This is a genomic window from Modestobacter sp. URMC 112 (genome assembly GCF_053502575.1).
Genome location: NZ_CP199957.1, coordinates 1,962,395 through 1,980,718 on the forward strand (window position 1 = coordinate 1,962,395; position 18,324 = coordinate 1,980,718).

14 protein-coding genes and 1 riboswitch are annotated in these 18,324 nt (G+C 74.7%); of the genes, 6 read left to right on the plus strand and 8 right to left on the minus strand.

Annotation, left to right across the window (positions count from 1 at the left end; genetic code table 11):
- Positions 1-17: 17 nt before the first annotated feature.
- The 3 genes from ACWIX6_RS09215 to ACWIX6_RS09225 are packed head-to-tail and all read right to left on the minus strand — an operon-like array spanning position 18 to position 3,746.
- Positions 18-1,022, minus strand: a complete 1,005-nt coding sequence (locus ACWIX6_RS09215) for a serine hydrolase domain-containing protein (RefSeq protein ID WP_448616543.1) — start codon at positions 1,020-1,022, stop codon at positions 18-20.
- A gap of 31 nt (positions 1,023-1,053) precedes the next feature.
- Positions 1,054-2,616, minus strand: coding sequence for an alpha/beta hydrolase (locus ACWIX6_RS09220; RefSeq protein ID WP_448616544.1), 1,563 nt, complete (start codon positions 2,614-2,616; stop codon positions 1,054-1,056).
- Positions 2,617-2,672: 56 nt separating this feature from the next.
- Positions 2,673-3,746, minus strand: a complete 1,074-nt coding sequence (locus tag ACWIX6_RS09225) for an ATP-dependent DNA ligase (RefSeq protein WP_448616545.1) — start codon at positions 3,744-3,746, stop codon at positions 2,673-2,675.
- A gap of 109 nt (positions 3,747-3,855) precedes the next feature.
- On the opposite strand from ACWIX6_RS09225, the gene ACWIX6_RS09230 reads away from it, so the two are divergent.
- From ACWIX6_RS09230 to ACWIX6_RS09240, 3 genes are read left to right on the plus strand one after another with little or no spacing between them, the layout of a single operon-like run.
- Positions 3,856-4,443: a hypothetical protein gene (locus ACWIX6_RS09230; RefSeq protein ID WP_448616546.1), complete on the plus strand. Its 588-nt coding sequence runs from the start codon at positions 3,856-3,858 to the stop codon at positions 4,441-4,443.
- A 4-nt stretch (positions 4,444-4,447) separates the two neighbouring features.
- Positions 4,448-6,496 carry a sensor histidine kinase gene (locus ACWIX6_RS09235; protein ID WP_448616547.1) on the plus strand — a complete coding sequence of 683 codons (2,049 nt, stop codon included), beginning with the start codon at positions 4,448-4,450 and terminating at the stop codon, positions 6,494-6,496.
- The gene (locus ACWIX6_RS09240; protein WP_448616989.1) at positions 6,406-6,993 is read left to right on the plus strand and encodes a response regulator; all 588 of its coding nucleotides are present in this window, start codon (positions 6,406-6,408) and stop codon (positions 6,991-6,993) included. The genes ACWIX6_RS09235 and ACWIX6_RS09240 overlap by 91 nt, the downstream gene beginning before the upstream one ends.
- 9 nt (positions 6,994-7,002) lie before the next feature.
- Here the strand turns inward: ACWIX6_RS09240 and ACWIX6_RS09245 are convergent, their stop codons facing one another.
- Both ACWIX6_RS09245 and treZ read right to left on the minus strand, forming a co-directional pair.
- Positions 7,003-7,749: a dihydrofolate reductase family protein gene (locus tag ACWIX6_RS09245; protein ID WP_448616548.1), complete on the minus strand. Its 747-nt coding sequence runs from the start codon at positions 7,747-7,749 to the stop codon at positions 7,003-7,005.
- A gap of 2 nt (positions 7,750-7,751) precedes the next feature.
- A complete protein-coding gene (treZ, locus tag ACWIX6_RS09250) occupies positions 7,752-9,518 on the minus strand; it encodes a malto-oligosyltrehalose trehalohydrolase (protein WP_448616549.1) in 1,767 nt (588 codons plus the stop codon).
- Positions 9,519-9,731: 213 nt separating this feature from the next.
- Between treZ and ACWIX6_RS09255 the strand changes: the two genes are divergently transcribed.
- Genes ACWIX6_RS09255 through ACWIX6_RS09265 form a run of 3 tightly spaced genes read left to right on the plus strand, consistent with a single transcriptional unit; the run spans position 9,732 to position 12,708 of the window.
- Complete coding sequence (locus tag ACWIX6_RS09255) at positions 9,732-10,784, plus strand: hypothetical protein (RefSeq protein ID WP_448616550.1); 1,053 nt, start codon at positions 9,732-9,734, stop codon at positions 10,782-10,784.
- Positions 10,781-11,500, plus strand: coding sequence for an ABC transporter ATP-binding protein (locus tag ACWIX6_RS09260; RefSeq protein ID WP_448616551.1), 720 nt, complete (start codon positions 10,781-10,783; stop codon positions 11,498-11,500). Before ACWIX6_RS09255 ends, ACWIX6_RS09260 begins: the two co-directional genes overlap by 4 nt.
- A complete protein-coding gene (locus tag ACWIX6_RS09265; RefSeq protein WP_448616552.1) occupies positions 11,497-12,708 on the plus strand; it encodes an ABC transporter permease in 1,212 nt (403 codons plus the stop codon). Before ACWIX6_RS09260 ends, ACWIX6_RS09265 begins: the two co-directional genes overlap by 4 nt.
- A 64-nt stretch (positions 12,709-12,772) precedes the next feature.
- Here ACWIX6_RS09265 and ACWIX6_RS09270 read toward each other — a convergent pair whose 3' ends face one another.
- The 3 genes from ACWIX6_RS09270 to glgX form a co-directional block, all read right to left on the minus strand.
- Positions 12,773-13,342 carry a LysM peptidoglycan-binding domain-containing protein gene (locus ACWIX6_RS09270; RefSeq protein ID WP_448616553.1) on the minus strand — a complete coding sequence of 190 codons (570 nt, stop codon included), beginning with the start codon at positions 13,340-13,342 and terminating at the stop codon, positions 12,773-12,775.
- A gap of 3 nt (positions 13,343-13,345) precedes the next feature.
- Positions 13,346-13,509, minus strand: a riboswitch (cyclic di-AMP (ydaO/yuaA leader).
- A gap of 275 nt (positions 13,510-13,784) precedes the next feature.
- On the minus strand, positions 13,785-16,136 hold the full coding sequence (gene treY, locus ACWIX6_RS09275) for a malto-oligosyltrehalose synthase (protein ID WP_448616554.1): 2,352 nt from the start codon (positions 16,134-16,136) through the stop codon (positions 13,785-13,787).
- Positions 16,133-18,244 carry a glycogen debranching protein GlgX gene (gene glgX / locus ACWIX6_RS09280; protein ID WP_448616555.1) on the minus strand — a complete coding sequence of 704 codons (2,112 nt, stop codon included), beginning with the start codon at positions 18,242-18,244 and terminating at the stop codon, positions 16,133-16,135. Before glgX ends, treY begins: the two co-directional genes overlap by 4 nt.
- Between the last annotated feature and the right edge of the window lie 80 nt (positions 18,245-18,324).

An 18,324-nucleotide genomic window follows, 5' to 3' on the forward strand; every position in this document is an offset into this window, starting at 1 on the left:
CCGGTGGGCAGCACCCTTCAGGGTGTGAGCAGTTCGCGCAGGCGCCGCGCCACCGGCCAGGCGCCGTCCGTCGTGTTGGACAGCACGGTGTGAGTCACGCCGGCCGCCTGGTCGTGGACCGTCCGGAACGAGACCCCTGCATCGCTCCCTTCCAGCTGCACCGCGTCGCCGGTCGGGTGCAGCCAGAACCCCAGCCCGTAGCGCATGGACTCCGACGGCACGTCGCTGTGCGGGCGCACCATCTCCGCCACCCGGTCGACCGGCACGATCCGGCCGGCGAACAGGGCCGACCACAGGGCGGCGACGTCCGCCGCCGTCGTGTAGATCCCGCCGTCCCCGCTGCCGCGGACCGGCAGGTGCAGGACGTTGGTGCGGAGGCCCTCGTTGGCCAGGTAGCCGAGGGCGGTGCGGTCGGCCGGCTCGTCCGAGCGCAGGAACGCGGTGTCGCGCATGCCGGCCGGCCCGCACACGCGCGTCCGCACCAGGTCGGCGAACGGCTCGCCCCCGACGCGCTCCGCGATCAGCGCCAGGACGACGTAGCCGCCGTTGTTGTACGCGAACCGCTCACCGGGAGCGGAGACCTGCGGGTACCCGTCCAGCACGGCCAGGTAGTCCTCGGTGGTCGTCAGCCGGTGCACGGGCACGGGCAGCACGTAGTCCGTGTCCGACTCGACGGCGTCCTCGTCGAAGAAGTCACCGATCCCCGAGCGGTGGGCCAGCAGGTGCTCGACCGTCACCCCGTCGTCGACCATCGGCAGGTCCTCGCCGAGCACCGAGCGCGCTGTGGTGGACGGGGCGAGCAGGCCCTCCTCGATCAGGCTCGCCACGGTCAGGGCGGTAAGCCCCTTGGTGCCGCTGGCGATGCCGAACCGGGTGTCGACCGTGTTCGGGATGCGCCGGCCCCGGTGCGCCGACCCGTACGCCCGGGCGAACGCGACCCGGCCACCGCGGTCCACGCGGACCACGCCGGAGAAGCCGGTCGCCGCTGCCACCTCGTCGATCGAGGCCCCGAGGTCGCCCATCCGCCGACCCTAGTGGCGTCCGCCCTGCCGATCAGGCGGGGCAGGTCGTCCCGTCGGCAGGCACGGCCAGGTCGATCAGGTACGCGTTCACGGCCGCGGTCACGCAGTCGGTCTTGGGGTAGGCGGTGTGCCCGCTGCCCTGCCAGGTCAGGAGCACCCCGCTGGTGAGGTCCTCGGCCATGTCCACCGCGCCCTGCAGCGGCGTCACCGGGTCGCCCTGCGTCCCGACGACGAGGATCGGCGCGCTGCCCTCGGCGTCCCGCTCCGGCAGCGGCGTGCGGGGGGCCTCCCACACCGAGCAGGTGTAGAGACCGCTGGCGGCGCCGGCGCCGAACAGCGGGTAGCGGGCGCTCCAGTCCGCGACCAGCGTCCGCACCTCCGCGTCGGCGAACTCCTCCTCGGTGTCCGCGCAGCTGATCGTCACGTTGGCGTCGATCACGTTGCTGTAGGTGCCGTCCTCGTTCCGGCCGCTGAAGGTGTCGGCCAGCGTGAGGATGCCGGCCGAGTCGCCGTTGGCGGCCGACGCCAGGGACTGGGCCAGCTGCGGCCACCTGTTGGGCTGGTACATCGCCGCCTGCACCCCGGTCAGCAGGTGCCCCGCGGTCGCCTGCCGGGTCTCGCCGGGCCGGGAGCTGGGGATCGGGGAGGTGGCGGCGCGGCCGAGCAGGTCGTTCAGGTAGCCCCGCGGGTCCCCGCCCAGCGGGCAGCCCGCGGCCAGCCCGGTGCAGTTCGCGGCGAACGCGTCGAAGGCGCTCTCGAAGCCCTGCGCGCGCGCCTCCGCGTCGGCGCGGGCGTCCGCGTCCGGGTCGACCGCCGCGTCCAGCGCCAGCGCGCGCACCCGGTCGGGGAACAGCTCGGCGTAGGTCGAGCCCAGCGTGGTGCCGTAGGAGTAGCCCAGGTAGGTCAGCTGCTCGTCCCCGAGCCCCTGCCGGACCAGGTCCATGTCCCGCGCCGCGGCCACCGTGCTGAAGGCGCCCAGCGTGGTGTCGTACTCCTCGGCGCAGGCCGCGGACACCTCCTCGGCCAGCGCGAAGGCGGCGTCCAGCTGCTCGGCGCTGGTCGGCCGCGGCTCCGCGGCGGCGATGGCGTCCTTCTGCTCGTCGCTGATGCACTCGACCGGGGTGGACAGGCCCACCCCGCGCGGGTCCAGCCCGACGACGTCGAAGCGCCGCAGCACGTCCTCGGGCATGGTCAGCGCCGACTGGATCGCCGCGTCGGTCGCCGAGATGCCCGGGCCGCCCGGGTTGACCAGCAGCGAGCCGATCCGGTCGACCTGCCCGGCGAACACCGCCCGCACCAGGAACAGCTGCAGCGTCGGGCCCTCGGGGTCCGCGTGGTCCACCGGCACCGTCGTCGTGCCGCAGGAGAACGCGAGGTCCCGGTCGGCGCCCGGCCGGCCCTCGACGATCTGCTGGATCTGGCTGTCGCAGTCGGTCCAGTCGATCTCGTCGGCCCGCGGGGTCGGCGGCGCGGCGCTGGTGGAGCTCGCGGCCGGCTGGGCGTCGTCGTCCGGGGACGACGTGCAGCCCGCCAGCGCGAGCACGGTGGCCGGGACGAGCCCCACGGCAGCCAGCAGGCGACGGGTGACGGTCATGGTCACCGAGGGTAACGGGCGGCCGGAGCGGGGCGGGCCCCAGTCCGTCGAAACGGTCAGCCGCCGAGGACCTCGGCGAGGTCGTAGCGGACCGGGACCTCCAGCTGGTCGTAGGTGCACGACCGGGCCTCCCGGTCGGGCCGCCAGCGCAGGAAGTGCCCGGTGTGCCGCAACCGGCTGCCCTCCAGCTGGTCGTACTTGATCTCCACCACCAGCTCGGGCCGCAGCGGCACCCAGGACAGGTCCTTGCCGGCGTTCCAGCGGCTGACCGCGCCCGGCATCCGGTGCTCGCCGTCCGTCTCGACCTGCGCGTTGGCCCAGTCCTGCCACGGGTGGCCGCTCAGCGCGTCGGCCCGGTAGGGGTCGAGCTCGGCCACCAGCTCCTCCCGGCGCGCCATGCTGAACGAGGCCGCCACCCCGATGTGCTGCAGCGTTCCGGCGTCGTCGTAGAGGCCCAGCAGCAGCGAGCCGACCACCGGCCCGCTCTTGTGCCAGCGGAAGCCGGCCACCACGCAGTCCGCCGTCCGCACGTGCTTGACCTTGGTCATCAGCCGCTGGTCGGGGGCGTAGGGGAGGTCGGCGGCCTTGGCGATGACGCCGTCCAGGCCGGCGCCCTCGAACTCGGCGAACCAGCGCTGGGCGACGGCGACGTCCTGGGTGAGCCCGCTGACGTACACCGGCGCCTGCGCGCCGGCCAGCGCCGTGCGCAGCCGGGCCTGCCGCTCCCCGAAGGGCGTCTCCAGCAGCGACTCGTCGCCGAGGGCCAGCAGGTCGAAGGCGACGAAGGACGCCGGGGTCTCCGCGGCCAGCTTGTCCACCCGGGACGCGGCGGGGTGGATCCGCTGCAGCAGCGACTCGAAGTGCAGCCGGTCCCCGCGGGGGACGACGATCTCGCCGTCGACCACGCAGCGCTCGGGCAGCTGGGCGCGGGCCGCCTCGACCACGTCGGGGAAGTAGCGGGTGAGCGGTCGCTCGTTGCGGCTGCCCAGCTCCACCTCGTCCCCGTCGCGGAACACTATGCAGCGGAAGCCGTCCCACTTGGGCTCGTAGTACAGGTCGTCGCCGGTGGGCAGCTTGGTGGCGGGCTTGGCCAGCATCGGCTTCACCGGCGGCAGCACGGGCAGGTCCATGGCCGCAGTCAAGCAGCCGCGCGGTCCCGGCGGCCTCCCGGCGCACCTCCCGGCCGGTCGGGGTGCTCCTCCCTGTCCGCCCGGGAAACCGCCCGGTGAGGCTGCGTCCATGACAGCCATCTGGAACGCCCTCGCCCGCCTGCCCGTCACCGTGGTCGCCGCGCTGCTGGTCGTCGGCGGCGCCCTGATCCCCGTGCACGAGGCCCTCGTCGCGCACGTGCACCAGCCCGGCCACCAGGAGTGGCCGCAGTGGCTCGGCCGGCTCACCGTCCAGTGGTACTGGGCCCTCCTGCCGCTGGCGGTGCTCGCCCTCTGGGCGCGCCGGCGTCACGAGCAGGGGCGGCTGGGCCGGGTGGGGGCGTGGCTCGACCTCGTCGGCGGGCCCGCTCAGTACCTCGTCGTCACGGCCGGCGCGGTGGCGTACGGCCTGGCCGGCCGGGGCGACCTGCCGCCCGGCTTCATGGCGGTCGAGTGGCTGGGCTACCTGATCATGCCGGGGATCGTCCTGGCCGGCGTGGCCATGCTCCGCGACCGCGGGCTGCCGCGGTGGCAGGGCGCGCTGGTCGTCCTGCTCGCCCCTGCCGCGTGGCTGCCGTTCGGGGCGCTCGCCGTGGGCTCGGTGCTGGCGGCGCTGCTGGTCAGCACCGGGCGCGACCGGGCGACGCTGGACAGCCCGGTCCCGGCGACCGCACCCTGACCCCGTGCGGATCGCCGCCGTCTGTGCCGGGGCCGCGACGGTGCTGGGCGTCGCCCTGCTCGTCGCGGCCGACGGTGCGGCACGGACGATGAGCTGGGCGATCGTCGGCAACGTCACCGTCGCGCTGGTGCTGGTCGGCGTCGGCGCCCCGCTGGCCCGCCTGCGGGACGGGCGCCGGATCGGGCTGCTGCTGTTCGGCGGCGGCACGGCGATGGTCCTGGGGATCGCCGGCGGGGGCTACGCGGCGGTGGGTCGCACCGCCGGGTGGCCGGCCGTCGGGTCCGTCGACCGGATCAGCTCCGACGTGCTGTGGGCCTTCGCCGTCATCCCGCTCAGCACCGTCCTCTTCGTGCTGTTCCCCGACGGCCGGCCGCCCACGCCGCGCTGGCGCCCGGCCGTCTGGCTCGGCTGGGGAGCGACCGCCCTGGCCGCGGCCGCGGCCGCCGCCGGCGGGACGGCGGCCCCGGTGACCGGCGCGGTGTGGACGGCCGCCGGCCTGGCGGGCCTCGCCGCGCTGGCGGTCCGTTGGCGGCGGGCGGAGGGCGTGGCCCGCCAGCAGCTGAAGTACCTGCTGCTGGCCGGGCTGCTCGTGCTGCTGCTCTACACCGTCGCGGACCTGCTGCCCTACCACGCCGAGCAGGCCGCCTACCTCGCCGTCCCGCTCCTGCTCGTCGGCGCCGTCGCCGGCGCCGTCCTGCGCTACCGCCTGTACGACGTCGACGTGGTGATCCGCCGCACGGTGGTATTCGCCGGCGTGACCGGGCTGGTCTTCCTCACCTACGTCGGGGTCGCCGCCGCGCTGGGCGCGACCGCCTCCGAGCGGGCGGCGCTGACGGCCTCGGTGGTCGTCGCCGCGGTGGCCGAGCCGGCCCGGCGCCGGATCCAGCGGGCCACCACCGGCCTGCTGTTCGGTCGCCGGGACGAGCCGCTCGCCGCGCTCGGACTGCTGCGGGACCGGATGCGCGACGCGACCGACGAGACCCAGCTGGCCGCGGCGGTGACCGACGTGGTGCCCCGGCTGCTCCGCACCCGGACGGTCGCCCTGCGGCTGCTGCGGGACGGCGAGACCCGGGAGGTGGCCCGGGTGGGCCCAGCGGGTGCCGACACCGCCGAGTTCCCCCTGGTCCACCAGTCCGAGCTGCTCGGCACGCTGCTGGTCGGCCTGCGGCAGCCCGGGGTGCCGTTCGGCCGGGCGGACACCGTGCTGCTGGACGAGATCGCGCACCAGGTGGCGGCCGCGGCGCACGCCGTCCGGCTCCGGGCCGAGCTCCGGGCGGCCGCGGACCGGGCACACCGGGCGGCCGAGGCCGAACGGGAGCGGCTGCGCCGGGAGCTGCACGACCGCCTGGGACCGCTGCTCGTCGGGACCGGCCTGACGGTGGACGGCCTGCGCCGCAGCGCTCCCGGCGAGGACCTGGCCGGGCTGCTCGAGGAGGTGGCCGCCCAGCTGCGCAGCGCCTCGGGGGAGGTGCGCAGGATCGTCGACCGGCTGCAGCCGGCGGCCCTGCTCGAGCTCGGACTGGTCGAGGCGGTCCGCGACCACCTGGACCGGCTCGCCGCGCTGCCCGGTGTGCCGTCGTCCGAGCTGGTCGTCCGGGGTGTCGGGCCGCTGCCCGCGGCGGTGCAGGAGGCGGCCTACGCCCTGGTGCTCGAGGCGGTCACCAACACCCTCCGGCACGCGGACGCGACCGCGCTGACGGTGCGCATCCAGCAGGACGGACCGGTCCTCGAGGTCGCCGTCACCGACGACGGGCGCGGCCTGGCCCGCCCCTACGTCGCCGGTGTCGGCATCGGCTCCATGCGCCGGCGCGCCGTCGAGCTCGGTGGCAGCTGCACCCTCGCCCCGGCGCCGGGCGGGGGCACCCACGTGCACGCCACGTTCCCCCTGGAGGTCCCGTGGACGACGCCGCCGCCGCGATCCGGGTCGTGGTCGCCGACGACCACGCCGTCTTCCGGCTGGGCATGCGACGGCTCCTCGACGCCGTCCCGGGAATCGACGTCGTGGGCGAGGCCGCGGACACCGAGGCGGTCGTCGCCACGGCCCTCGCGCTGACCCCCGACGTCGTGGTGATGGACCTCGACATGCCCGGTGGGGGAGGCGTGCCGGCGACGGAGCGGATCGTGCGCGAGCTGCCGGGGGTGCGCGTGCTCGTGCTGACGATGCACGCCGACGCCTCGCTGGTCGGCGACGTCCTGCGGGCCGGGGCGCGCGGGTACGTCGTCAAGGACGCGCCCCCGGACGACATCCTGCGGGCCATCACCGCCGTCCACGCCGACCAGGCCATCCTCGACCCGGCGGTCAGCGGTGCGCTGCTGACCGGTCTGGCCGGCGCCCGGCGCCCGGCCTTCCCGCAGCTCACCGAGCGGGAGCAGGCGGTCCTGGAGCGGATGTCCCGCGGCGCGTCGAACGAGGCCATCGCGCTGCGCCTGGGCATCAGCCTGAAGACGGTGCAGAACCACGTGTCCAACGTGCTGCTCAAGCTGGGCGTCGCCAGCCGCGCCGCGGCGGTGGCCCGGGCGCGGGACGCCGGCGTCGGCGGCCGTCCCTGACCGGCGGGGTCAGGACCCCAGTGCGTAGCGGGTGAACAGGTAGCCGTCCTCCTCCAGGACCTGGCGCAGTTCGGCGCGGCGGGGACCGGCCAGGGCCCCGGGCAGCAGTCCCGGCCCGCCGCCCACGAGCAGCGGGGCGACGGACAGGTCGAGCTCGTCGACCACGCCGGCGGCCAGCGCCGCGGAGAACAGGGCCGGCCCGCCCTCGCAGACCAGCTGGGCCAGCCCCCGGTCGGCCAGCGCGTCCACCGCGGCGGGCAGGTCCACGTCGTCGTCCCCGCACACCAGCACCACGGCGCCGGCGGCGGTCAGCGCCGCCCGCCGGCGGGCGTCCGCGGCCGCGCAGGTGACCAGCACGGTGGGGGAGACCGCGTCGGTGACCAGTTGCGCGTCCGGGGACAGCGAGGCCCGCCGGGACACGACGACGACCGGCGCGGTGGGCTCGCGGCCCAGCGCCGTCCGCAGCCGGCCGACGGGGGAGTCGGGCAGCACCGGCCGGTAGCCCTCCGCGGCGGCGGTCCCGTGCCCCACCAGGACGGCGTCGGCCAGCGCCCGCAGCACCCGGAACACCCGCCGGTCGCCCTCGGAGCCCAGCCCGCCGCTGCGCCCCTCGACGCTGATCGCGCCGTCCAGCGCGGCCACGAAGTTGACCCGCAGGTGCCGCCCGGCGGGCAGCCGGTAGGCCTCGGCCAGCATGGCGTCGTCGACGAGCGCTGTCCCGTCGACCGGCTCGGCCGGCGGCAGCAGGCGCCGCACGCTCAGCGGGTGGTCAGGACGGCGGCGCTCTCCGCCGGCACCGTCACCGTGTCGTCCTGCAGGGTGGGCAGGTCCGCGCTGGCGAAGAGCACCCCGGTCGCCGGCACGTCGAGGTCGATCTCGCGCGGCTCGGCGGACAGGTTCGCCACCACCCGCAGCGCCCCCCGGTGCACCACCAGCCAGCGGTCGGCGTCGTCCCACTGCACCTCGACGGCGGACAGGTCCGGGTCGACCAGGTCCGGGTGCGCCTTGCGCAGCGCGATCAGCGCCTTGTGCACCGCGAACAGGTCCGCGTGCGGCGCCCGGTCGAGCTCGGACCAGTCGAGCTTGGACCGGGTGAAGGTCTCCGGGTCCTGCGGGTCGGGGACCACCGCGGCGTCCCAGCCGTGCGCGGCGAACTCGCCGATCCGCCCCTCCGCGGTGGCCTTGCCCAGCTCGGGCTCGGGGTGGCTGGTGAAGAACTGCCACGGCGTGACCGCGCCCCACTCCTCGCCCATGAAGAGCATCGGGGTGAACGGGCTGGTGAGCACCAGCGTGGCGCCGACGGCGAGCATGCCGGGGGTGAGGGTCGCGGAGATCCGGTCGCCGATGGCCCGGTTGCCGATCTGGTCGTGGTCCTGCAGGTAGGCCAGGAACTTCCAGCCCGGCAGGGCGGCGGTGTCCACCGGCCGGCCGTGGTGCCGGCGGCGGAAGCTGGACCAGTCGCCGGCGTGGAAGAACGCGCCGGTCAGGGTCTTGGCCAGCCCCCCGAGGCCGGCGGCGTCGAAGTCGGCGTAGTAGCCCTGCCCCTCACCGGTCAGCTGGGTGTGCAGCGCGTGGTGGAAGTCGTCGCTCCACTGCGCGTCCAGGCCCGTACCGCCGGCCACCCGCGGGGTGACCATGCGCGGGTCGTTGAGGTCGCTCTCGGCGATCAGCGTCAGCGGCCGGCCCTCGGCGACCGACAGCCGCTGCACCTCCGCCGCCATCTCCTCCAGGACGTGGGTGGCCCGCTCGTCGACCAGGGCGTGCACGGCGTCGAGCCGGAGCCCGTCGACGTGCATGTCCCGCAGCCACATCAGGACGTTGTCCAGGATGTACCGGCGCACCTCGTCGGAGTCCGGGCCGGACAGGTTGATCGAGTTGCCCCAGCTGTTGGCGCCGCCCTCGGCGAACACCGGGAAGAACTCCGGCAGGTAGTTCCCCGACGGCCCGAGGTGGTTGTAGACGACGTCCTGGATCACGCCCAGGCCGTGCCGGTGGCAGGCGTCGACGAACCGCTGGTAGCCCTCGGGCCCACCGTAGGTCTCCTGGACGGCGTACCAGGCCACGCCGTCGTAGCCCCAGTTGTGCGTGCCGTTGAACCCGTTGACCGGCAGCAGCTCGACGAAGCCGACCCCCAGCTCGACCAGGTGGCCGAGCCGGCCGATGGCCGCGTCGAACGTGCCCTCCGGGGTGAACGTGCCGACGTGCATCTCGTACACGACGCCCCCGGCGAGCGGCCGGCCGGTCCACGCCGCGTCCTGCCACGCGTAGGACGAGGGGTCGTACCGGCGGGACAGCCCGTGCACCCCCTCGGGCTGGCGGCGGGAGCGCGGGTCGGGCCGCGCCGGCTCGGTGTCGTCGAGCAGGAAGCCGTAGTCCGCCTCCGGGCCGGCCTCGACGGTGGCCCGCCACCAGCCGGCGTCGTCCCGCTGCATGTCGTGGACGGCGCCGTCGACGGTCAGCCGCACCCGCTCGGGCAGCGGCGCCCAGACGGAGAACTCGACGGGCGTGGGCGACGGGGCTGCCATGGGGACTCCTGATCGGATCACGACGGTGCGGCTCCGGCGGAGCCGGGCCGATCATGCCCGCCGAGGGCGGGGCCAACCGTGCGGTGCCCCACCATCGCGGTCAGCCCGGGGGACGACGGGACACCCCGCAGATCAGCCCGCAGGTGGACCCGCCGGCGCCGATCCTGCCGATAACGTCCTCGCCTGCCCGCCCCACCAGCGAGATGAGCAGCCGTGCAGACCTTCCGTGGTGTCGTCCTCCCGGTCCTCCGCCTGGTGGTGTGGAGCGTCATCGCCCTCGCGCTCGTGGTCCTGGCCTTCCGCGGCGGCAGCAGCGGGGCCGTGGACCCCGGCGGCGACGTCGCCCAGCCGGCGGCGGTGCAGCTGGAGAGCCCGCACGTGCCGGTCGTCCGCGGCACGGTGCAGAACACCGTGTCGGTGACCGGGACCGTCGTCGCCGACGCCCCGGTGCCGGTCAAGGTGACCGCGGCGGGCACGGTGAAGAAGCTGCTCGTCGCCCCCGGCGCCGCCGTGACCGCCGGCCAGGGCCTGCTGCAGGTGACCGTCACGACCGAGCGGGAGCCGGTCACCAGCACCGACGCCGAGGGCAACCCGGTGGTCACCCCGCGGGAGCCGCTGGTCAAGACGGTGACCGTCAACGCGCCCAGCGCCGGCACGCTGACCACCTTCGACGCCCTGGTGGACCAGGTGGTCGCCGTCGGTGACGCGGTCGGCTCGATCTCCCCGGGCACCTTGTCGGTCACCGCGCCGCTGAGCCAGGCCGACCAGTTCCGGCTGCTGCGGCCGCCGGCCACCGCCGACGTGACCGTCCAGGGCGGCCCGGCGCCGTTCAGCTGCACCGGACTCGTCCTGGGCGCCGCGCCGGCGGCCACGCCCGCCGACCCGGCCGGCGACCCGGCCGCCGGCGGCACCCCCGGCACCGGGACCACGGCCCGCTGCGCCGTGCCCTCGGGCACCCCGGTGTTCGCCGGGATGGCGGCCGGCGTCGCCGTCCAGGCCGGGACGGCCACCGACGTCCTCATCCTGCCGATCACCGCCGTCCAGGGGTCGGTGCAGGCCGGCAACGTGTGGGTCGTCGGCGACGACGGCACCCCCACCGAGACCCCGGTGACCCTGGGGCTCACCGACGGGATCGTCATCGAGGTCACCGGTGGGGTCACCGAGGGGCAGACCGTGCTGGAGTTCGTGCCGGTCACCGACGACACCCCGGTCCCCGGCGGCATGGGGGACATGGGCGGCATGGTCTACGGCGGGTTCGGCGGATGAACCCGGTCGGGAGCCAGCTCCAGCTCACCGGGGTGGGGCGCGAGGTCCGGCTGCCCGACGGCGGCCTGCTGCCGATCCTCACCGACATCGACCTGACCGTCGGGGCCGGGGAGCACGTGTCGATCGTCGGCCGGTCCGGCTCGGGCAAGTCGACGCTGCTCAACGTGCTCGGCCTGCTCGACGACCCGACGTCGGGGGAGTACCTGCTCGACGGGCAGCCCACCGACCGGCTCCGCGGCCGCCGCCGGGCCCGGCTGCGCGGGGAGTGCTTCGGCTTCGTCTTCCAGCAGTTCAACCTGCTGCCCCGGCGCACCGCCGCGGAGAACGTGGCCGCGCCGCTGCTGTACGCGCGCGGCCGCGACTTCCTCACCCGCCGGCGCGCGGCCCTGGAGGTGCTCGACCGGGTCGGGCTGGCCGACCGGGCCGGGCAGGTGCCCGAGCGGCTCTCCGGCGGCGAGCAGCAGCGGGTGGCGATCGCCCGGGCACTGGTCCGCCGTCCACGGGTGGTGCTCGCCGACGAGCCGACCGGCGCGCTGGACGTGGAGACCGGCCGGTCGGTGATGGCGCTGCTCGCCGAGGCCACCGCCGCCCAGGGCGCGGCGCTGATCACCATCACCCACGACCTGGGGGTGGCCGCGCTCGCCGACCGGCGGCTGCGGCTGGAGGCCGGTCGGCTGTCGCCGCTGGAGACCGTCGCGGCGGAGGTCGTCCCGTGACCGGCGTCCTCGGGGTGCTGGCCGAGGCGTGGAGCGAGGTCCGGGTCCACAAGGCGCGGGTCGTGCTGTCCCTGGTGGGGGTGTTCCTCGCCGTCTTCGCCATGACGTCGGTGACCGCGCTGGGCCTGATCGTCGCCCAGGTGCAGCAGGAGCAGGCCGAGCGGGGGGCCGGCCGGGCGGCGACCATCGGGCTCAGCGCCTACGACCCGGCGACCGGCATGCCGCCGGACGCCGGGGCGTGGGACACCGCCGTCGGGGGCCTGCTGGACCGTTACGGCGTCACTGCCTACGCCACGGTCAAGTACGGCGAGGGCCTGTTCCGGCTGCCGGGCGGCACGCAGAGCCTGCAGGTGATCGAGGTGTCGCCGTCCTACGGGCCGCTGCACCGGATCGAGCCGGTGGCCGGCCGCTGGCTGCGCGAGGGCGACCGGACGGCGCTGTCCCCGGCGCTGGTCGTCAACGAGTTCATGGTGGACATGCTGGGCGGCGGTGAGCTCACCGAGCCCCGGACCGTCGTGCTGGGCGGGCCCCGGCCGCTGACCGCCACGGTGGTGGGCGTCATCCGCGACGGCTACCCCCAGCCGACGGTGTACCGGGTGGACCGCTCCGGGATGGACGCCGCCGCGGCGTCGTCGGCCGACCCGTTCGCCGGCCAGCCGCCGTCCCTGGAGCTGTGGGTGCCCGAGGACCAGGCCGACGCGGTCATCGCGGCCGTGCAGAGCGACCTGCCGCTGCTGCTGCCCGGGCTGGAGGTGCAGGCCTTCCGGCAGGACTCGCCCGGCCTGGCCGACGCCCTGGACACCCTGCGGCTGGCCGTCCGTGGAGTCGGGGCGGTGGTGCTGCTGCTGGGCGGGCTCGGGGTGTTCAACGTCGGGATGATGGCGGTCCGCCAGCGGATCCGGGAGATCGGCATCCGGCGCAGCTTCGGCGCCACGTCCGCGCGGGTCTTCAGCGCCATCATGCTGGAGAGCGTGGTCGCCACGGTGCTCGCCGGACTGGCCGCGGTGGCCCTGGCCGTGGTGGTGGTCCGCAACCTGCCGCTCGCGGACTGGCTGAACGGCGGCATCCCGATCGCCGACGAGCCCGGCTTTCCGGTGCAGGCCGCCGTCGAGGGGCTGGTCGCTGCGGCGGGGGTCGGCGCGCTGGCCGGCCTGCTGCCCGCGCTGCTCGCCGTGCGGGTGAAGGTGATCGACGCGATCCGGTTCTAGGTGGAGGACCCCCTCGCCCCCACCGCTCGCACGCTCGCGGTGGGGGACGAGGGGGTCCTTCGACTCACAGCGTCAGCTGCTGGCCCACCTGGATGGCGTGCGGGTTGGGCACCGTGGCGCTGTTGAGCGCGTGCAGCTGCTGCCACGTCGTGCCGTGCGCCGCGGCGATCTTCCCGAGCGTGTCGCCGGCGACCACCGTGTAGGTGCCCCCCGACGCCGCGGGGGCAGCGGCCGGTGCCGGGGCCGGTGCCAGCGCCGGTGCCGCGGCCGGCGTGGTGCCGGGGCGCAGCTGCTTGCCGCAGGTCGGCCAGGCGCCGACGCCCTGCGTCTTCAGGACCCGCTCGGCGACGGTGACCTGCTGTTCCGGGCTGGCGAGGTCCGCCCGGGCGGCGAACTCGCCGCCGCCGTGGCCGGTCCACGTCGAGGAGCTGAACTGCAGCCCGCCGTAGTAGCCGTTGCCGGTGTTGATCTGCCAGTTGCCACCGGACTCGCACTGGGCGACGGCGGTCCAGTCGTACTCGGACGCCGATGCCGGGGCGGCGAGCACGCCGATCCCGACGGCGGCGGTGCCGAGGGCGACCGTGCCGGCGCGCAGCGCCGTGCGGCGGGCATGGCTGAGGGAGAGCTTGGACATGGGTGATCCTCCGATCACCGCCTGCGGGGTTAGCTGTCGGGTTCGGGCGAATCGGTGCCCGGCCGCCGCGTCCTCGGAGAGGGCACGGTGCGGCTTCACCCCGAGACGCGCGTGCGCGCGTCGATAGGTGGGTTCCCCGCCCCCGTCCTGGGTGGTGTCGGAGTCAGGCTGCCGGCGGACGGGGTTGGGCGGTCCGGTGCCTCACGCCCGTCCGGTACGGCCCGGGCGCGAACCCACTGTGAACGAGACTCGCCGGTTCCGCTTCTTCTGCGGCGTCCCCTCCGGGCATCGGCCCAGGACGGCGCGCGACAGGCCGGGCCGGGAACGCCGCAGCGTCCCCGGCCCGTGACCACATGTGACGTGCCGCGGGAGTCCGGACGCCCGTATGGCCCCGTCCAGGGCACTGCCCCGAGCCTGCGAGGGGTGGGGAGGACGGGGTCCTTCAGCGGACGAGCAGCGCCACCGGCAACTGGGTGAGCAGCTCGCCCACCGGTGCGCCGGAGGCGTCGGACACCACCCGGGTGCCGGTGAGCAGGTCGCGCCAGGCACCGGTGGGCAGCTGCAGGGCGGTGTCGCCCCACCCCGTCCCGGCCAGGTGAACCGGCCGCCGGGTCACCACCGTCACCGCGGCGCCGCGGTCGAAGGCGACGACCGACTCGGCCGCGGTGCCGGTGGCCTGCACCGGGGTGTAGCCGCTGAACGCGTCCGGGGTGTCCCGCCGGTGCCGCAGCGCCCGGGAGACGACCAGCAGCTTCGCGGCGCCGGTGTCGTCCACCGGCGGCACCCAGCCCTCGTCGAGCCGGGCCAGCAGCGAGCGGCGCAGGCCGTAGTCGACCGGACGCCGGTTGTCCGGGTCGACCAGCGAGAGGTCCCACAGCTCGGTGCCCTGGTACACGTCCGGGACCCCGGGCATGGTCAGCTGCAGCAGCTTCTGGGACAGCGAGTTCGACCGACCGGCCGGCGCGATCCGCTCGACGAACCGCTCGATCTCGGCGTGCGTCGTCGGGTCGTCGAAGGCGGCGTCGACCAGCGCGTGCAGCTGGTCCTCGAACTCCTGGACGGGGTTGGTCCAGGTGGTCGAGGTGCCCGCCTCGCGGGCGGCCTTCTCGACGTAGCCGTGCGCCCGCTCCCGGGACAGTGGCCAGGCCCCGACCAGGTTCTGCCACACCAGGTGCGCCAGCGACCGGTCGGCCAGTGGGTGCCGGTCCAGCCAGCCGCGCACCAGCTGCGCCCACTCGGTGGGCAGCTCGGCCAGCACGGCCAGCCGGGCCCGGACGTCCTCGCTGCGCTTGGTGTCGTGCGTCGACAGCGTCGTCATCGACTCCGGCAGCCGCTGCGCCCGCAGCTGCTGGGCGGCGTGGAACTCCTCGACCGTCGTCCCGAACCGGGCCGGGTCGCCGCCGACCTCGTTGAGCGCCACGAACCGGGCCCACCGGTAGTAGGCGCTGTCCTCGACGCCCTTGGCCATCACCGGACCCGACGTCTGCTCGAACCGGGTCGCCAGCTCCGTGCCGGCGGCGCCCAGCAGCGGGTGCAGGGCGTCGACCGCGTCGGCGAGGTCCGGCCGCCGCTCCCGGACCGCGCGCACCGTCCCGTCCAGGTGCTCGCGGCCGTCGGGGAGGTAGCTGCGGTACACCGGGAAGCTGGCCAGCAGCTCGGCCAGGCCCTCGGTCAGCTCGGCGGGGGAGACCCCCGGCAGCTCGCCGACGATCCGCGCCAGCCGGGCCACCTCCGAGCCGAGGATGCCGTCGGTCACCTCGCGCTTGCAGTCGTGCACCAGCTGCGCGTAGTCCACCTGCTTGCCCGCCAGCTCGGTGTCCAGCGCGGTCAGCGCCGCTCCGCCGGCCGGGTCGACCAGCACCTCGTCCACCTCGGCGAGCGCGTCGTACCCCGTCGTCCCGGCTGCTGCCCAGCTGGCGGGGAGCTGCTCGCCGGGTTCGAGGATCTTCTCCACGACCGTCCAGCGGCCGCCGGTGGCCCCGGCCAGCCGGTCCAGGTACCCCTTCGGGTCGGCCAGGCCGTCGGGGTGGTCGATCCGCAGCGCGTCGACGGCGCCGGACTCCACCAGCCGCACCACCAGCTCGTGCGTGGCGTCGAAGACCGCCGGGTCCTCGGTGCGCAGCCCGGCGAGGGTGTTGATCGCGAAGAAGCGGCGGTAGTTCAGCTCCGAGTCCGCCCGCCGCCAGTCGACCAGGTCGTAGTGCTGCCGGTCGTGGACGGCGACCGGGTCGTCCCCTGCCTGCGCCGTCCCCGGGGCCACCGGGAACCGGTTGTCGTAGTAGTGCAGCTCCCACTCGCCGTCGACCTGCACCAGCTCCAGCTTGGGCAGGTCGTCGCCCGAGCCGAGCACCGGCACCCGGACCCGGCCGCCGCCGAAGTCCCAGTCGACGTCGAAGGCGTCGGCGTGCGCGCTGTCCCGGCCGTGCTTCAGCAGGTCCCACCACCAGCCCGACTCGTGCGCGTCGGACACGCCCATGTGGTTGGGCACCAGGTCCAGCACCAGGCCGAGCCCGGCGTCGTGCAGTGCGGCGACGAACCGGTCGAGGCCGGCCTGCCCGCCGCGCGACTCGTCGATGTGCGCGTGGTCGGTGGTGTCGTAGCCGTGGGTGCTGCCCGCCGCGGAGCGCAGCAGCGGGGACGAGTAGGCGTGGGTCACCCCGAGGTCGGCCAGGTAGCCCGACACCGCCGCCGCGTCGTCCAGGGTGAAGTCGGCGGTGACCTGCAGCCGGTAGGTGCCGGCCGGGACCCCCCGGCGGCGGTCGCCGCCGGAGGCCCCAGGAGTCGGCCCGGTCATGCCGTGGCGCGCAGGACGACGGTGGCCCGGGCGGCCAGGGTCAGCCGGTCGCCGGACTTGACCTCGACCGGCTCGACCTGGCCGAGCTCGGCGGTGTCCACCACGACCGTCCAGCCCTCGGCGTACTCGGCCGGGGGCATGGTGAACTCGATCGGCTCGTGGTACGCGTTGAACGCCAGGTAGAAGCAGTCGTCGACGATGTCCTCGCCGCGCTCGTCGGTGGAGCGGATGCCGTGCCCGTTGAGGTACATGGCCAGCGACTTGGCGTGGCCCGCGTCCCAGTCCTCGCCGGTCATCAGCTCGCCGCCGGGGGTCATCCAGGCGATGTCCTGCACCGGGTCGCCCTCCTCGCGGGCCACCGGCCGGCCGTGGAAGAACCGCCGGCGGCGGAACGTCGGGTGGTCGGTGCGCAGCTTGGTCACCAGCTTGGTGAACTCCAGCAGGCCCTCGTCGACGTCGTCCCAGTTGATCCAGGTGAGCGGGGAGTCCTGGCAGTAGCCGTTGTTGTTGCCGCCCTGGCTGCGGCCCAGCTCGTCGCCGTGCAGCAGCATCGGCACGCCTTGGCTGAGCATCAGCGTGGCGATGAAGTTGCGCCGCTGCTGGGCGCGCAGGGCCAGGATCTGCGGGTCGTCGGTCTCGCCCTCGACGCCGCAGTTCCAGCTGCGGTTGTGGCTCTCGCCGTCGTTGTTGCCCTCGCCGTTGGCCTCGTTGTGCTTCTCGTTGTAGGAGACGAGGTCGTTGAGCGTGAAGCCGTCGTGCGCGGTGACGAAGTTGATGCTGGCCACCGGCCGCCGCCCGGAGTGCTGGTAGAGGTCCGCCGAGCCGGTGATCCGCGATGCGAACTCGCCGATGGTCGCCTCCTCGCCCCGCCAGAAGTCGCGGACGGTGTCGCGGTACTTGCCGTTCCACTCCGTCCACAGGGCGGGGAAGTTCCCGACCTGGTAGCCGCCGTCACCGATGTCCCAGGGCTCGGCGATCAGCTTCACCTGGCTGACGATCGGGTCCTGGTGGCACAGGTCGAAGAACGCCGACAGCCGGTCGACCTCGTGGAACTGGCGGGCCAGGGTGGAGGCCAGGTCGAATCGGAAGCCGTCGACGTGCATCTCGGTGACCCAGTAGCGCAGCGAGTCCATGATCAGCTGCAGCGACTGCGGGTGCCGGACGTTGAGCGAGTTCCCGGTCCCGGTGGTGTCCATGTAGTACTGCTTGTCGTCCTCGACCAGGCGGTAGTAGGCGGAGTTGTCCAGGCCCTTGAAGGACAGCGTCGGGCCCATGTGGTTGCCCTCGGCGGTGTGGTTGTAGACCACGTCGAGGATGACCTCGATGCCCGCCTCGTGCAGGGCGCGCACCATGCCCTTGAACTCCTGGACCTGCTGGCCGCCCTCGGTGCTGCTGGCGTACTCGTTGTGCGGGGCGAAGAACCCGATCGTGTTGTAGCCCCAGTAGTTGCGCAGGTCCTTCTGCTGCAGCGTGTCGTCCTGCACGAACTGGTGCACCGGCATGAGCTCGATCGCGGTGATGCCGAGTTCGGTGAGGTACTCGATGACGGCGGGGTGGGCGATGCCGGCGTAGGTGCCGCGCAGCTCCTCGGGCACCCGCGGGTGGGTCATCGTCAGGCCCTTGACGTGGGCCTCGTAGATGACGGTCTTGTGGTAGGGCGTGCGCGGCGGGCGGTCGACGCCCCAGTCGAAGAACGGGTTGACGACGACGGACTTCGGCATGTGCGCCGCCGAGTCGTCGTCGTTCTTCGCGCCGGACCCGAAGCGGTAGCCGAAGACCGCCTCGTCCCAGTCGATCTCGCCGTCGATGGCCTTGGCGTAGGGGTCGAGCAGCAGCTTGTTCGGGTTGCACCGGTGGCCCTGCGCGGGGTCGTGCGGGCCGTGCACCCGGAAGCCGTACTTCTGTCCGGGCTGGATGCCGGGGAGGAAGGCGTGCCAGACGTGGGCGTCCATCTCGGGGAGCCGGATGCGCTCCTCGTTGCCCGCGTCGTCGAAGAGGCACAGCTCGATCTTCTCGGCCACCTCGCTGAAGACGGCGAAGTTGGTGCCCGTGCCGTCGTAGGTGGCGCCGAGGGGGTAGGCCTGACCGGGCCACACCTGGGTGGTCATGGGTGGTGTCTTCCTCCTGCAGTGGCGGCCCCTCGTCAGGGGCCGGGGAGCGTGCCGCAGGCGCGGCGGGCGGAACTCTG